Source organism: Streptomyces glaucescens, assembly GCF_002154375.1.
In the GTDB taxonomy this organism is placed as follows: domain Bacteria; phylum Actinomycetota; class Actinomycetes; order Streptomycetales; family Streptomycetaceae; genus Streptomyces; species Streptomyces glaucescens.
The window spans coordinates 1-13,344 of record NZ_MUND01000076.1 but is presented as its reverse complement, the minus strand read 5'-3'; the positions used below and the strand labels follow the sequence as shown (position 1 = coordinate 13,344).

The 13,344-nt window shown below is 75.1% G+C and carries 10 protein-coding genes; 6 read left to right on the top strand and 4 right to left on the bottom strand.

What is annotated here, in order from left to right:
- Nucleotides 1-61 precede the first annotated feature (61 nt).
- On the top strand, nt 62-1,123 hold the full coding sequence (locus tag CCN42_RS06005) for a YncE family protein (RefSeq protein ID WP_143661856.1): 1,062 nt from the start codon (nt 62-64) through the stop codon (nt 1,121-1,123).
- 36 nt (nt 1,124-1,159) lie between these two features.
- Here the strand turns inward: CCN42_RS06005 and CCN42_RS06000 are convergent, their stop codons facing one another.
- The 3 genes from CCN42_RS06000 to CCN42_RS05990 all read right to left on the bottom strand — a co-directional run bounded on the left by CCN42_RS06000 (nt 1,160) and on the right by CCN42_RS05990 (nt 4,965).
- Nucleotides 1,160-2,260, bottom strand: coding sequence for a mechanosensitive ion channel family protein (locus CCN42_RS06000; protein ID WP_086733503.1), 1,101 nt, complete (start codon nt 2,258-2,260; stop codon nt 1,160-1,162).
- A gap of 162 nt (nt 2,261-2,422) precedes the next feature.
- Complete coding sequence (locus CCN42_RS05995) at nt 2,423-3,940, bottom strand: amino acid permease (RefSeq protein WP_086733501.1); 1,518 nt, start codon at nt 3,938-3,940, stop codon at nt 2,423-2,425.
- Between the two features lie 35 nt (nt 3,941-3,975).
- Nucleotides 3,976-4,965: a hypothetical protein gene (locus CCN42_RS05990; protein WP_086733499.1), complete on the bottom strand. Its 990-nt coding sequence runs from the start codon at nt 4,963-4,965 to the stop codon at nt 3,976-3,978.
- A gap of 261 nt (nt 4,966-5,226) precedes the next feature.
- Here CCN42_RS05990 and CCN42_RS05985 point away from each other — a divergent pair, with 261 nt between their 5' ends.
- The 4 genes from CCN42_RS05985 to CCN42_RS05970 all read left to right on the top strand — a co-directional run bounded on the left by CCN42_RS05985 (nt 5,227) and on the right by CCN42_RS05970 (nt 10,597).
- Complete coding sequence (locus CCN42_RS05985; protein ID WP_086733497.1) at nt 5,227-6,666, top strand: FGGY family carbohydrate kinase; 1,440 nt, start codon at nt 5,227-5,229, stop codon at nt 6,664-6,666.
- Nucleotides 6,663-8,114, top strand: a complete 1,452-nt coding sequence (locus tag CCN42_RS05980) for an FAD-dependent oxidoreductase (protein ID WP_086733495.1) — start codon at nt 6,663-6,665, stop codon at nt 8,112-8,114. Before CCN42_RS05985 ends, CCN42_RS05980 begins: the two co-directional genes overlap by 4 nt.
- The gene (locus tag CCN42_RS05975) at nt 8,111-9,358 is read left to right on the top strand and encodes an NAD(P)/FAD-dependent oxidoreductase (protein WP_086733493.1); all 1,248 of its coding nucleotides are present in this window, start codon (nt 8,111-8,113) and stop codon (nt 9,356-9,358) included. Before CCN42_RS05980 ends, CCN42_RS05975 begins: the two co-directional genes overlap by 4 nt.
- 516 nt (nt 9,359-9,874) lie before the next feature.
- Nucleotides 9,875-10,597 (top strand): SDR family oxidoreductase, encoded by a 723-nt coding sequence (locus CCN42_RS05970; RefSeq protein WP_086733490.1) that lies wholly within the window; start codon nt 9,875-9,877, stop codon nt 10,595-10,597.
- 468 nt (nt 10,598-11,065) lie between these two features.
- Here CCN42_RS05970 and CCN42_RS05965 read toward each other — a convergent pair whose 3' ends face one another.
- Nucleotides 11,066-12,016 (bottom strand): lysylphosphatidylglycerol synthase transmembrane domain-containing protein, encoded by a 951-nt coding sequence (locus CCN42_RS05965; RefSeq protein ID WP_169731413.1) that lies wholly within the window; start codon nt 12,014-12,016, stop codon nt 11,066-11,068.
- 135 nt (nt 12,017-12,151) lie between these two features.
- Between CCN42_RS05965 and CCN42_RS05960 the strand changes: the two genes are divergently transcribed.
- Nucleotides 12,152-13,344, top strand: a 1,193-nt coding sequence (locus CCN42_RS05960) for an ABC transporter ATP-binding protein (protein ID WP_245877166.1), incomplete at its 3' end; no start/stop codon positions are given.

Sequence of the window (13,344 nt, the reverse complement as noted above, 5' to 3'; positions counted from 1 at the left end):
CCTGCTCGGTCCATGCCGATCGCGCCCGTGGGGGGCGCCCGCACGTGAGGACGACGACCCGATGCGACGAACCCGGCTCAGAGCCGTGCTCGGTGCCTTACTCCTGACCCTGCTCACCCCGCTCGGGGCCGCCCCGGGCGCCGCGGCGGCCCCGGCCGCAACGACCACCCCGGCTGTCACGACGACCACCCTGCCGATCCAGTACCACACAGACACGGCCGTGGATCCGCTGCGCCGGCGGCTCTACATCGCCGACCGCGTCAGCGGCTCGGTCGTCGTCACCGACTTCGACGGCCGGATCGTGCGGACGGTCACCGGCCTGCCCGGCGCCGCCGACCTGGTGCTCTCCCCGGACGCGCGCACCCTGTACGTCGCGCTCAGCCTCGGTGGCGCCATCGTCGCCCTCGACACCGCCACGTACCGGACGAAGGCGCGCCACCCCACCGGCACCGGCGCCCCCACCGGCCCGGTACGGCTCGCGCTGGTGGACGGCACCCTCTGGTTCAGCTACGGCGAGCAGTGGGAGAGCAACCTCGGTTCCCTCACCCTGGGCCGCCGTCCGGCGGTACGCCTGGCCCACCTGGCCCCGGGCACCTGGCCGGGCCCGCCGCTGCTGCTGTCCTCGCCCACCGTGCCCGGCCTGGTGATCGCCGCCGACCAGCACTCCACCGGGGGCACGGTCACCGTCTACGACGTGACCTCCGGGGCGCCCGTCCTGCGGACCACGAAGGACAACCCCGGCGGCATCTCCGACGTCCACGACCTGGCGCTGTCACCCGACGGCCGCACCCTCTTCGCGGTGAGCGGGGCGCCGTACCACCACCTGGCCCTCCGGCCGGGCGACCTGTCGGTGGAGCACGTCTACCCGACCGGCTCCTACCCGACCGCCGTCGCGCTGTCGCCGCAGGGCACGATCGCGGCGGGCATCGACCGGTCCTACGGCGAGGACGTCTTCCTCTTCGAGCCCGGGGCCGACGCCCCGTCGCGGGTCGTCGACCTGGACCCGGGCGCCGCCCCGTCCCTGCGCCCGCACGGGCTGATCTGGTCCCCGGACGGCACCCGGCTGTTCGCCCTCACCGGTGAGTACCTGGCCCCGCTGGCCCTGCACGTGATCCGTCCGTAGGCCACCGGCGCGGTGCGGGACCGGCCCGGGAGCGGCTCAGTCGAGGCGGACGGCGGCGGACACGCCGCCCGCCTCCTCCGCGCCGTCGCGCTGCTGCGGGATGGACACCGTGCCCTGCCGCAGCGTCACCGCGCGGGCCGGGGCCGGGATGCTGATGCCCTCCGTGCGATAGCGCCGGTGCAGGCGCTTGATGAACTCGTGCTTGATCCGGTACTGGTCGCTGAACTCGCCGACCCCGAGGATCACCGTGAACCCGATCCGCGAGTCGCCGAAGGTGTGGAAGCGGACGGCGGGCTCGTGGTCCGGGACGGCGCCGGTGACGTCCCGCATCACCTCGGTGACCACCTCGCAGGTCACCCGCTCCACCTGCTCCAGATCGCTGTCGTAGCCGACGCCGGCCTGGACCATGATGGTCAGCTCCTGCTCCGGCCGGTTGTAGTTGGTCATGTTGGTCCCCGCGAGCTGCCCGTTGGGGATGATGACCAGGTTGTTGGAGAGGTTGCGGATGGTGGTCTGCCGCCAGTTGATGTCGGTGACGTAGCCCTCCTCACCGCTGCTCAGCCGGATGTAGTCGCCCGGCTGCACGGTCTTCGAGGCGAGGATGTGCAGGCCCGCGAAGAGGTTGGCGAGGGTGTCCTGGAGGGCCAGCGCGACCGCCAGACCGCCCACGCCGAGCGCGGTGAGCATCGGCGCTATCGAGATGCCCAGCGTCTGGAGCACGACGAGGAAGCCGAGCGCCAGCACCATCACCCGGGTGATGTTCACGAAGATCGTGGCGGACGCGGCGACGCCGGAGCGGGACTGGGCCACCGACCGCACCAGATTGCCCACGACCCGGGCCGACGCCACCGTCACCACGAAGATCAGCAGCACGGTCAGGCTCTGGTTGGTGTGGTGCTGCACGGTCCGGGTCAGCGGCAGCGCCGCCGCCGCGGCCGCCGCCCCGCCGGCCACCGCCGCCCACGGCAGCACCGTGCGCAGCGCGTCCACGATGACGTCGTCACCGCTCCAGCGGGTGCGGTCGGCCTGCTTGCCCAGCCAGCGCAGCAGCAGCCGCAGCACGAACGCGGCCAGCAGGCCCGCGGCCAGGGCGATGCCGGCGAGGATCAGGTCGTCCAGGGTCAGCGCGCGGGTCATCGGTCACCTCCGGAAGGACGTTCCGCGGCAAACGGGGCCGCCGGCGGCCGGATGTGAAGTCTCGTCACGTTGTCACCTGCTCGATTCCGGGATGTGCGACCGTTCATCCTGCCGTATCCGGCACGCCAGTTCGTACCGGGACCGGGTCCGGCCGCACCCCGCTCAGACGATGCCCTCGGCGAGTTCCGCCTGGTCGCGGTCGGATCCGTACGCCGCGGTCTTCGGCGTTCCGTACGAACGGCGGGCGACGAACCACCACACCGTGGCGAGCACGAGTACGACGGCGAGGGCGACGGACGCGTAGTTCATCGTGTCGACCGTCACCGGCGAGGACTGCGGCAGGCAGAACAGCACCGTCACACACGCCACCCACACCACCGCGGTCCAGCCGATGGGCCTGCTCCACCGGCCCAGGTTCCACGGGCCGGGCGTGAACCGGTCCCCGGCGCGCAGCCGCAGGAGGATGGGGATGGCGTACGCCGGGGTGATGCCGATGACGTTGATGGCGGTCACCGCGCCGTACGCGGTCGCCGAGTACAGCGACGGCAGCGCCAGCACGGCGGCGACCGCCACCGACAGCCACACCGCGGCGACCGGCGTCTGCGTCCTGACGCTGACCTTGCGCCACAGCCGCGAGCCGGGCAGCGCCCCGTCCCGGCTGAACGCGAACACCATCCGGCTGGCCGCGGCGACCTCCGCGTTGCCGCAGAACAGCTGGGCCACGATCACCACCAGCAGCAGCGCGCTCGCCCCGTTCGTGCCGAGCCCGTCGAGCAGGATCTGCGCGGGCGGCACCCCGGTCTCGCTGGCCCGCGTCGCGTCGTAGTCCTGGATGGCGAAGGTCAGCCCGGCGAGCAGGACGAACCCGGCGATCCAGGAGGCCCAGATGGCGCGGACGATGCCGCGGGCCGCCGCCACCGAGGCGCCCGCCGTCTCCTCCGAGAGGTGGGCTGAGGCGTCGTAGCCGGAGAAGGTGTACTGGGCGAGCAGCAGGCCGATCGCGGCGACGTACAGCGGGTTGTCCCAGCCGGTGTCGTTGACGAACTCGGTGAAGACGAACGACGGCGACTGGTGGTGCTCGGGGACGACCGCCAGCGCGCCGACGATCAGCGCGACCCCGGCCAGGTGCCACCACACGCTGATCGAGTTGAGCACGCTGACCAGCCGGACCCCGAACAGGTTCAGCACGGCGTGCAGCAGCAGGATCACGACGAAGATCAGCATGGTCTTCTCGGGGGTCGGCTCGAACCCGAACCGCAGGTTCAGGAACGCCCCGGTGAACAGGGCGGCGCCGTAGTCGATGCCGGCGATCGCACCGAGCAGACCGAGCAGGTTCAGCCAGCCCGTGTACCAGCCCCAGCGCCGGCCGCCGAGCCGGTCGGCCATGTAGTACAGCGCGCCGGAGGTGGGATAGGCGCTGGTGACCTCCGCCAGGGCGAGGCCCACGCACAGCACGAACAGGCCGACGCCCGCCCAGCCCCACAGCATCACCGCGGGGCCGCCCGCGCCCATGCCGAAGCCGTACAGGGTCATGCAGCCGGACAGGATCGAGATCACCGAGAAGCTGATCGCGAAGTTGCCGAAGCCGCCCATCCGGCGGGCGAGCACCGGCCGGTAGCCGAGTTCGCGCAGGCGTTGCTCCTCGTCCTGCTGCTGGGCGCCGAGGGTGGTGCGGGACATGCGGAACCTCCTGGAAGACGAGGAACGAGGGGACGTCAGGGGCGCCGGGCCCCCGACCTGCTGCGGGCGCGGGCCTGCTGGAACACCTCCGCGGCCTGCGTGTGGTCGCCGGGCGCGGCGGTGCGGTGGGTCCAGGGCAGCGGCGTCCAGTACGGGCCGACCGCGTCGAACACCCGGTCCGCCTCGGCGAATCGCAGCGCACCCCACAGGGCGTGGGCGAGATGGTTGAGGTCGAGCGGGCCGCGCTCGGCGGCCGTGGCCGGCTCGAACCACCCGTGGAACGCCCGCAGCGCCTCCCGGGAGGCGTCCTCGGCGACCCAGTGCAGGTCGAGCGCGGCGTCCCGCCCGCCGTCGCGCCGGTAGCGCTCGACCCGGACATACAGCGGCAGCAGATGCAGCGGCGAACCCGGCGGTGCCGCGTCGGCCGCCCAGTGCGCGAAGCCCGCCGCCTCCGCCAGCCGTCCGGACGCCGAACGGCCGTACAGGAACTGGAGCATCCGGTGGTGGGCCTCGCGGTTGTACGGGTCGCGCTTGTCGGCCTCCGCCAGCAGACCCCACGGGCCGGGCGGCAGCATCGGCTCCGGCGGCGCCACGCGGTGCTCCGCCCAGCGCTGCTCCTCGTCGAGCCGGGACAGCGCCAGCAGACACACCCAGGGCACCGGGTCGTGCGGCGCGGCACGCGTCAGCGCGTCGCTCGCCCGCCACGCCTCGTGCCACAACTCCGTGGTGCGGCCGTGCCGTTCGCGATGGGCGCGCAGGGCCCGCTCGACGGCCACCCGGGCGTGCATCAGGGCGGCCGGCAGGCTGTGCGGCTCCTCGGCGAGCCAGGCCCGCACCACATCGGTACCGGCGGCGGCCGCCGCCAGGACCTGGGTACGCTGAGTCCACCGCCCCCAGGACGCGGTCTCCGCGAGCAGGGTGCGCATGGACATCCAGCGCCCGGCGCGCACCTCCTGGAGGGCCGCGCGCAGGGCGGTGTCGGGTCCGGCGGGATCGTAGGCGGGACGTGCTCCGTCTCTGGCCATCACCCTCCCGCCCCGGTCAACGGGCGGGTCAGGGTGACAAGGTGGTGTGACAACAGCCCTCCCCCGAGCGGCGGTTGAGGAGATCGTGTTCGGTCGGCCGTCACTATAGAGGCGTGTGTTCCGAATGAGACGCCGGTTTCGCCATCCGGGAAAACGACCCCACGCCGCCCCGCGTGCTGACCGTGGGTCAGCGACGCTTGACGCGGTGTGGCCGGCGACGGCAGGCTGTCGCCCCGTGATCACCACGGGGCGGGAGGCGCGATGACAGGACCGGTGCTCGCCATCGACCAGGGCACCTCCGGCACCAAGGCGCTGGTGATCTGCCCCGAGCGCGGGATCCTCGGCACCGGCTTCACCGCCGTCCGCCCCCGCTTCCTGCCCGGCGGCCTGGTCGAGGCCGACCCCGCCGAGCTGTACGACTCGGTGGTCGACGCCGGGCGCCGGGCGCTCGCCGAGGCCGGCGAACCGGTGACCGCGCTCGGCCTCGCCAACCAGGGCGAGACCGTCCTCGCCTGGGACCCCGCCACCGGCCGCCCGCTGACCGACGCCCTCGTCTGGCAGGACCGGCGCGCCGAGTCGGTGTGCGCCGAACTCGCCGAGCACGCCGAGGAGTTGCGCGACCTCACCGGTCTGCCCCTGGACCCGTACTTCGCCGCGCCGAAAATGGCCTGGATACGACGTCACCTGACCAGCGAGGGCGTGGTCACCACCAGCGACACCTGGCTGGTCCACCGGCTCACCGGCGCCTATGTCACCGACGCCGCCACCGCCGGCCGCACCCAGCTGCTCGACCTCGACCGCGCGGCCTGGTCCCCCAGGGCCCTGGAGGTGTACGGCCTCTCCGGCGAACGCCTCCCCGAGGTCGTCGACGCCGCCCAGCACGTGGGCACCACCACCGCGTTCGGCGATCCCATCCCCCTCACCGGCCTCGCCGTCGACCAGCAGGCGGCCCTGCTCGCCCAGCGCATCACCACACCCGGCGGCGCCAAATGCACCTACGGCACCGGCGCGTTCCTCCTCGCCCACACCGGCGACCGGCCCCGCCGCGGCACCTCCGGCCTGGTGAGCTGCGTCGCCTGGCGGCTCGCCGGACACACCAGCTACTGCCTCGACGGGCAGGTCTACACCGCCGCCTCCGCCGTCCGCTGGCTCACCGACCTCGGCGTCATCCAGGGCGCCGCCGACCTCGACACCGTCGGCGGGAGCGTGCCCGACAGCGGCGGCGTCACCTTCGTGCCCGCCCTCGCCGGACTCGCCGCCCCCTGGTGGCGCGGCGACCTGCGCGGCTCGCTCACCGGACTCGGCCTCGACACCGGCCCGGGCCACCTGGTGCGCGCCCTGTGCGAGGGCCTGGCCGCCCAGGTCGCCGAACTCGCCGACGCCGCCGCCGACGACCTCGGCGCCCCGCTGGACACACTGCGCGTCGACGGCGGCCTCACCCGCTCCGCGCTCCTCCTGCAGACCCAGGCCGACCTGCTGCAACGCCCCGTCGAGGTGTCCGCCCTGCCCGACGCCACCGCACTCGGCGCGGGCGCCCTCGCCCGGCTCGGCGCCACCCCCGGGCTCGACCTCGCGGACGCCCTGCCCGACTGGAAACCGTCCGCCGTCCACGAGCCCCGCATCAGCCCCGACCAGGCCGCCGAACGCCGCGCCCGCTTCCGCGCCGCCGTGACCGCCCTCCTCGACGGGGCGCCCGCATGACCGTCGTCACCACCGAGGGGCCACTGCCTCCGCAGCCGTACGACGTCGCCGTCGTCGGCGCGGGCGTGGTCGGCAGCGCGATCGCCCGTGCCCTCGCCCGGCACCCCCGTCTGCGGGTGGCGCTGGTCGAGGCGCAGGACGACGTGGGCCAGGGCACCTCCAAGGCCAACACCGCCATCCTGCACACCGGCTTCGACGCCGTCCCCGGCTCCCTGGAGGCCCGCCTGGTCCGCGAGGGCGCCCGGCTCCTCACCGCCTACGCCGCCGAATCGGGCATCCCCGTCGAACGGGTCGGCGCCCTCCTCGTCGCCTGGGACGAGGAACAGCTCGCCGCCCTGCCCCGGCTCGCCCGGAAGGCCGTACGCAACGACTGCCACGACACCCGCCTGCTCGGCCCGGCCGAACTGTACGCGCGCGAACCGCACCTCGGACCGGGCGCGCTCGGCGCCCTGCACGTCCCCGGCGAGTCCGTCGTCTGCCCCTGGACCACCACCCTCGCCTACGCCACCCAGGCCGTCCGCAACGGCGTCCACCTGCACCTCGAGTGCCGCGTCGAGCAGGCCACCCGGCGGGACGGCGTCCACGAGCTGACCACCACCCGGGGCACCCTGCGCGCCCACCGGCTCGTCAACGCGGCCGGACTGCACGCCGACACCCTCGACCGGCAGCTCGGTCACGACGACTTCACCGTCACCCCGCGCCGCGGCCAGCTCCTCGTCTACGACAAGTTCGCCCGCCCCCTGGTCCGGCACATCCTGCTGCCCGTCCCCACCGCCCTCGGCAAGGGCGTCCTGGTCGCCCCCACCGTCCACGGCAACGTCCTGCTCGGCCCCACCGCCGAGGACCTGGACGACAAGCGGGCCACCGGCTCCACCGCCGACGGTCTCGCCGCCCTGCGCGAGCAGGGCCGCCGGGTCCTGCCCGCCCTGCTCGACGAGGAGGTCACCGCCGTCTACGCCGGGCTGCGCGCCGCCACCGGGCACGAGGACTACCGGGTCCGCGCCCACCCCGGCCAGGGATACGTCACCGTCGGCGGCATCCGCTCCACCGGCCTCACCGCCTCCCCGGCCCTCGCCGAACACGTCCTCGCCCTCCTGCGGGAGACCGGCCTCGACCCCGGCCCCGCCCGCGACCTGGAGCCGGTGCGCATGCCCAACCTCGGCGAGGCCTTCCCGCGCCCCTACCAGCGCGCCGACCTGATCGCCGCCGACCCGTCCTACGGCACCCTCGTCTGCCACTGCGAACGGGTCTCCCTGGGTGAGATCCGCGACGCCCTCGCCGGCCCCGTCCCGCCGCGCTCCCTCGACGGACTGCGCCGCCGCACCCGCGCCCGTGCGGGCCGCTGCCAGGGCTTCCACTGCGGGGCCGCCGTGCGCGCGCTGTTCGAGGAGGGCCGCCGTGACGGTTCGGCGGGGTCCGGCGCGACGGTGGAGGGAGGCCGCGCATGACCGCCGTACGCCAGGTCGACGTGCTCGTCGTCGGCGCGGGACCCGCCGGGCTCACCGCCGCCGCGACGCTCGCCGCGCGCGGCGCGGGCCGGGTCGAGGTGCTGGAGCGGGAACGGACGCCCGGCGGAGTGCCCCGGACCTGCGCGCACGGCGGGTTCGGCTCGTGGCGGCGTCCGCTGACCGGGCCCCGCCTCGCGCGGGAACTGGCGGACGCCGCGGTCCGCGCGGGGGCGGCCGTCCGCACCGGAGTGACCGCCCTCGACTGGGCCGGCCCACTGGACCTCGCCACGGTCGGTCCCCAGGGCCCCGAGATCCTCCGCGCGCGGGCCGTCGTCCTCGCCACCGGCGCCCGCGAACGCCCCCGCGCGGCCCGTCTGGTCCCCGGCACCCGCCCGGCCGGTGTCTACACCACCGGCGAACTCCAGCAGGCCGTGCACCTCTACCGGCAGCCGATCGGCACCCGCGCGGTGATCGTCGGCGCGGAGGACGTCTCCTACGCCGCCGCCGACACCGTGCGCCGCGCCGGAGCGGAAGTCGTCGCCCTCGTCACCGACCTGCCCGCCCACCGGACCGCACCCGCGCGCGCCCTCGACACCCGGCTGCGCCGGGGCGTCCCGCTGCTCACCGGCACCGTCGTCGCCGAACTCCTCGGCCACGGCCGCCTGTCCGGCGTCCGGATCCGCCACCACGACGGGCGTGCGGCCGTACTGCCCTGTGACACCGTCGTGTTCACCGGCGACTTCGTGCCCGAGCAGGAACTCGCCCGCCTCGGCGGCCTGACCCTCGACCCCCGCACGCGCGGCCCCGCCGTCGACGGCGCCCTGCGCACCTCGCGGCCCGGCGTGTTCGCCGCGGGCAACCTGCTGCACGCCGTCGAGCGGGCGGCCACGGCCGCCCGGGAGGGCACGCTGGCCGCCGCCGCGGTCACCGCCGCGCTCGCCGCAGCCGGGGCCGGCGCCGCAGCCGGGTCGGGGGCCGCCTGGCCGGAAGGGGTGCCGCTCATCCTCGATCCGCCACTGCGCTGGATCACCCCCAGCCGCGTCACCCCCGCCGACACCCTGCCGTACACCCTGCGCACGGCGTCCCGGCTCACCCGCCCGCTCCTCGAAATCACCCAGGACGACCGCGTCCTGCACCGGGAACGCGTGCGCGGCGCAGCCGCCGGCCGGTCCCTGACGCTGACGGCCCGCTGGGCCCACCGGGTCGACGCGAAGGGCGGTCCGGTGCGGGTGACGGCCCGCTGACACCGGCCCGCTGACACCGGCCCGTGACGCCGGCCTCGCGGTCACCGCTCCGAGAACGATCCGTGCCGCCCCGCCCGAGCCATGGCGCAGCTCGCCGCGCAGCGCCGCCTCGTCGTCCAGGCCCTCCTGGTCCAGCACCGAGGCGCGGTCGGCGCGCGGGCGGCCCTGGGGGAAACGGGCGATCGCGGCGGCCGGTTCCTCAGCCTCGGCGCGGGCCCGGCCCGGCGCGACCCGGTTGCCCCGCCCGGTGCCCAGCGCCTTGGACCGGCACCCGCGCGGAACGTGCCGCCCGCACCCCACAGCACCACCACCCGCGCCTCCTCGAACTCCCCTGACAAAAACGAGAGTTCGGCCGCCCTCGGGGCCGTCCACCGCGCTGCGGACCTCGGGGCGGTCGAGAATCACCGTGGTGACAGGGCCATTTCGAACAGTGCGGACCGGCATGGCGGCAACCCTTCCCGGACGTCCGCGGTGGCACGCTACGGTGCGCACTGTCCCACACGGAGGAGGAACCCAGTGGCAGCGCGACGCACCGGCACCCCGCAGGGCCCGCCCGTCGCCGTGGTGACCGGCGCCAACCGCGGCATCGGCTACGAAGTGGCACGGCAACTCGCGGACCGGGACCACCGTGTCGTCCTCGGCTCCCGCGACCTCGCCAAGGGCCGGGCCGCCGCCGGCCGCCTCGACCCGGGCGGCACCCGGGTCGTCCCCGTCCAGCTCGACGTCGCCGACGCGGCGAGCGTCGCCGCCATGGCCGAGACGGTCACCCGGGAACTCGGCCGGGTGGACGTCCTCGTCAACAACGCCGCGATCCTCTACGACAGCTGGGCCCGGGCCCGCACCGCCGATCTCGACGAGGTGCAACGAGCCCTGGACACCAACCTGTTCGGCGCCTGGCGGGTCACCCAGGCGCTGCTGCCGCTGCTGGAACGCAGCCCGCACCCCCGGATCGTCAACGTCAGCAGCGAGACCGGCTCCCTCCAGGGCATGACCGGCGGCACCCCCGCCTACGCCGTCTCCAAGGCCGCACTCAACGCCCTCACCCGGCTGCTCGCCGGAGAGCTGCGCGGGCGTGGGGTGCTGGTCAACGCCGTCTGCCCGGGCTGGACCGCCACCGACATGGGCGGCGGCGGGCGGCCGGTTCCCGAGGGCGCCGCCGGAGTCGTCTGGGCGGCCACCCTCCCCGACAGTGGCCCGACCGGCGGCTTCTTCCGCGACGGCCGCGCTGTGCCGTGGTGAGGCGGCGCTCCGCTGGGTTCGCGGGGTAGGGGTGCGGTGCGTCGCCGGGTGCGGGTTGTGGGTGGCTGGTCGAGCAGTTCCCCGCGCCCCTGGGGTGGTGGTGGGGTGTGGTGTGTCGCCGGGTGCGGGCGGTGGGTGGTTGGTCGCGCAGTTCCCCGCGCCCCTGGGGTGGTGGTGGGGTGTGGTGTGTCGCCGGGTGCGGGTCGGCGGTGGTTGGTCGCGCAGTTCCCCGCGCCCCTGCGGTGGTGGTGGGGTGCGGTGTGTAGTCGGGTGCGGGTTGTGGGGGTTGGTCGCGCGGTTCTCCGTGCCCAGGGGAGTTTCCGTAGCCTGTTCGTCATGGCGCCGCCCGCATCACGTCCAGGCGGGTTCGACCCACCCGGGGGCGCGGGGAACTGCGCGATCCGCCCCCACCGGTCCGCGCCCGGCGGGGGCGCAGGCACTCGCCTGCCTCCCCACCAGGGCGGAGTCCTAGATGGCCCTCAGCCGCACCAGCGCCCCCAGCGTCAGTGCCCCCGGCAGCAGCGGCAGCCAGACCGTGATGATGCGGTACGCGAGGACCACCGCCGTCGCCACCGCCGCGGGCCCACCCGCCGCCACCAGGGCCACGATCAGTGCCGCCTCCACCGAGCCGATCCCGCCCGGGGTGGGGATCAGCGCGACGGCGACGGTCGCCGCCAGGTACGCCACGGCGATGTGCCCGAGCGGCACGGGCAGTCCCAGCGCCCGCCCCACCGCGACCAGCCCGGCGGCCTGCAGCGCGGGAAAGGCCAGTGAGCCGCCCCACAGGGCGAGGGCCCGGGAGGGGCGGCTGTGGACGGCGCGGGCCTCGCCCAGCGCGGTGCGCAGGAAGGAGCCGGCGGCCGCGCGCAGCCGCCGTACGCACAGCGGGGCGGCCACTGCCAGCCCGGCCGCCGCGCCGAGCGTGAGCAGCAGCGGGCCGACCGCGCCCGCCGGGAGGAGCGGGCCGAGCCGCAGCGCGTCCGGGAAGGCGATGAGCAGGCCGGCCAGGAGTCCCACCCGCCCGATGCTCTCGGCGAGCAGGTAGAGCGCCAGCGCCGCCGAGGAGCGGGCGAGCGGCAGCCCGCACACCGTCATGAACCGCAGATTGACCGCGCTCGCGCCGAGCCCGGTGGGCAGCAGGTGGTTGGCCGCGCCCGCCGCGAACTGGGTGGCGAGCAGCCGGCACCGGGGGAGCCGTTCGACGACCGCGCCCTGCCGGGTGAAGGCGGCAGCCACCCAGGTCAGGCAGGTCGCCACGGCGGCGGCCAGCAGCCAGGACGGGCGGGCCGTGGCGAGATGGCCGAATCCGTCGGCGAGCACGGCCCGGTGCCGCACCGCCAGGACGGCGACCAGGACGAGCGGCAGCAGGCACAGCAGGGTGCGGAGCGGGACGCGCCGGGGGAGCCGTATCGCTGTCACACCGGGAGAGGTTCGCCGTACCGCCTCAACCGCGGGTTGCGGACGCGGGGACGGCGGCTTACGGACGCCCGTCCGGTCGGCGGCCGCCCGCCCGGTCTTGACCTGAAGCTCGGTCGAGGTCCTAGCGTCGGCGTCATGAGCATGGAGACCACGGCCTGGACGCAGCTGCACAGCGTCCTCAACGCCCAAGAGGAACGCCGCCCCTTCGCCCGCGCCACCCTGCGCCGCATCGGCGCCTTCGCCCGCCCGCACCGCCACCGCATCGCCCTGTTCGTGCTGCTCGGGGTGGCCACCGCGTTGCTCGCCGTCGCCACCCCCGTGCTCGCCGGGCAGGTCGTCGACGCGCTCGTGTCGGACGGCGACCAGGACACCGTCGTACGGCTCGCCCTGCTCATCGCGCTCATCGCGGTCGTGGAGGCGGCCCTCGGCATCCTCGGCCGGAGGCTGTCGGCGACGCTCGGCGAGGGACTGATCCTCGATCTGCGGACGGCTGTGTTCGATCATGTGCAGCGCATGCCGGTCGCGTTCTTCACACGCACTCGTACGGGCGCGCTCGTCAGTCGTCTCAACAACGACGTCATCGGGGCCCAGCGGGCGTTCAGCAACACCCTGTCCGGCGTGGTCAGCAACGTGGTCACCCTGGTGCTCACGCTCGCCGTGATGCTCACCCTGTCGTGGCAGGTCACCCTGCTCGCCCTGGTGCTGCTGCCGGTGTTCGTGGTGCCCGCCCGGCGGATGGGCCGCCGGATGGCCCGCATGCAGCGCGAGGCCGCCGCGCTCAACGCCGCGATGGGCACCCGGATGACGGAGCGGTTCTCCGCGCCCGGCGCCACCCTCGTCAAGCTGTTCGGCCGCCCCGAGGAGGAGTCCCGCGAGTTCGCCGAGCGGGCCCGCCGGGTCGCGGACATCGGCATCCGCACCGCGACCGCCCAGTCCGCCTTCATCACCGCCCTCACCCTGGTCTCCGCCCTGGCGCTCGCCCTGGTCTACGGCCTCGGCGGCGCCCTCGCCCTGCGCGGCACCCTGGAGCCGGGCGCCGTCGTCGCCCTCGCCCTGCTGCTCACCCGGCTGTACGCCCCGCTCACCGCGCTCGCCGGGGCCCGCGTGGAGGTGATGAGCGCCCTCGTCAGCTTCGAGCGGGTCTTCGAGGTGCTGGACCTGAAGCCGCTCATCGAGGACCGGCCGGACGCCCGCCCGGTGCCGGACGGCCCGGTCGCGGTCGAGTTCGACGACGTCCGCTTCGGCTACCCGTCCGCCGACAAGGTCTCCCTCGCCTCCCTGGAGGAGGTGGCCGCCCTGGACACCCGGGGCGGCCACCTCCTCCAGGG

Bases quoted from the DNA above. Each gene is read 5' to 3' on its own strand.
- CCN42_RS05975 (WP_086733493.1), top strand. From the start codon at position 8,111: ATGACCGCCGTACGCCAGGTCGACGTGCTCGTCGTCGGCGCGGGACCC.
- CCN42_RS06000 (WP_086733503.1), bottom strand. From the start codon at position 2,260: ATGACCCGCGCGCTGACCCTGGACGACCTGATCCTCGCCGGCATCGCC.
- CCN42_RS05990 (WP_086733499.1), bottom strand. From the start codon at position 4,965: ATGGCCAGAGACGGAGCACGTCCCGCCTACGATCCCGCCGGACCCGAC.
- CCN42_RS05980 (WP_086733495.1), top strand. From the start codon at position 6,663: ATGACCGTCGTCACCACCGAGGGGCCACTGCCTCCGCAGCCGTACGAC.
- CCN42_RS05985 (WP_086733497.1), top strand. From the start codon at position 5,227: ATGACAGGACCGGTGCTCGCCATCGACCAGGGCACCTCCGGCACCAAG.
- CCN42_RS06005 (WP_143661856.1), top strand. From the start codon at position 62: ATGCGACGAACCCGGCTCAGAGCCGTGCTCGGTGCCTTACTCCTGACC.
- CCN42_RS05995 (WP_086733501.1), bottom strand. From the start codon at position 3,940: ATGTCCCGCACCACCCTCGGCGCCCAGCAGCAGGACGAGGAGCAACGC.